Origin of the sequence: Mesorhizobium sp. M7D.F.Ca.US.004.03.1.1 (genome assembly GCF_003998635.1) — a bacterium.
Lineage (GTDB): Bacteria > Pseudomonadota > Alphaproteobacteria > Rhizobiales > Rhizobiaceae > Mesorhizobium > Mesorhizobium loti.
This window is the reverse complement of record NZ_RZQG01001318.1, coordinates 1-1210: the sequence shown is the minus strand read 5'-3', so window position 1 is coordinate 1210 and position 1210 is coordinate 1. Positions and strand designations below refer to the sequence as shown.

1 protein-coding gene and 1 pseudogene are annotated in these 1210 nt (G+C 61.9%); both read right to left on the bottom strand.

Features of this window, described 5'->3' with window-relative positions:
• A partial coding sequence (locus EN935_RS36685) for a phage tail tip lysozyme (protein WP_245489149.1) occupies positions 1-679 on the bottom strand: 679 nt, incomplete at its 3' end.
• Between the two features lie 3 nt (positions 680-682).
• Positions 683-1210: pseudogene (locus EN935_RS41155) on the bottom strand (tail fiber domain-containing protein); the annotation flags it as partial.

Genomic DNA, 1210 nt, shown 5'->3' with positions numbered 1-1210 from the left:
CCCGATTTGCCCCTTGGATATCTGTCGCCTTGGCGAACGCCGACCCGCCGGGGTCCACCACGACAGTGCCGGTCTTATCGGGAACGATGCCGGCTTCCCTAACGTAGAAATCCATCTGCGCTTCGGGATCGCTTGCGGATCGGCCCGTTGCTCGGGCGAAATTCTCCAGCGAAGTCTTGCGGCCTTCCCGCCACTGGGTAAACCCGACTGCGCCCTCGCCGGGATTGATCGCGCCGGGTCGAAATTCGCTTTCCTGTTTCCAGTTGCCGAGCGTGGCATAGGCTTGCGCATCGTTGAGCCCGCGCGCCTTCAGGCCGCTGTAGATCGACGCCGGATCAACGCCGCCGTGAATCGTCTTGCTCACATCGACCGAAGGCAAGGCGCCGTCAGGCGATGCCGCTGCACTCGGCAGAGCACCACCACCGGGAGCAGCCGGAAACGTACCGGCATTGATCAAGCCGCCGAATGCGTCGCTGGCCTGCGACTGCCCTGCAGTTTCCGCCGCATCGGCGCGCCGGTTCAGAACATTCTCAACGATGCCGTCGCCAAGCGCGTTCAGACCCTCGCCGATGTTCTGCGGGGCGCGCTGAGACGCCATTAGCGCCTGCACGATAGCCCGCTTCCTGGCGACTGACGCGGGCGTTTCGCCCTTGCTCGTATCGATGTTGAAGGAAAGCATGCGTCAAGCTCCCAGCGACAATGCTTTGCCGTAATCGACCTGGCGGTAACCGTCCGGCCGGCGCGAAACGGCATCTGGGCGCACCTTCTCGACTTCGCTGGCCATGAGGCCAAGCCGCATCGGCGCATCCTTCGCCTCGCCCTTGTAGTGGAACTTCCACAGGCCCATTTCCGGCGTGATGTCGGCGAGCCGTTCCTTGTCCTTTTTGGCGTCGTCATCGGACAGACCGATGAGCTTACCACCGAGACCGAACAAGCCGCCGATCAAGCTGTTGGACTGCGCCATCTGCTGATTGTAGTTGTTCATTTTCTGATTGTAGTTTTCGTTGATCAGCCCCGCATTGTCGGTCGTTGGGATCGTGCTGCCGTTGTACCCGGCCGCCTGTGGCGAGCTGACTTGCGAACCAGACAGCAGCGCCGTGATCTCGTTGATCGGCTGATTGCGGATTGCCTGCCCTTCCGAGAAGGCTTGGCCGTGGCCTTGAAGGATAAGCTGGTTGGTCGCATCGTTGGCGTTCTGGCCCTGCTGAGC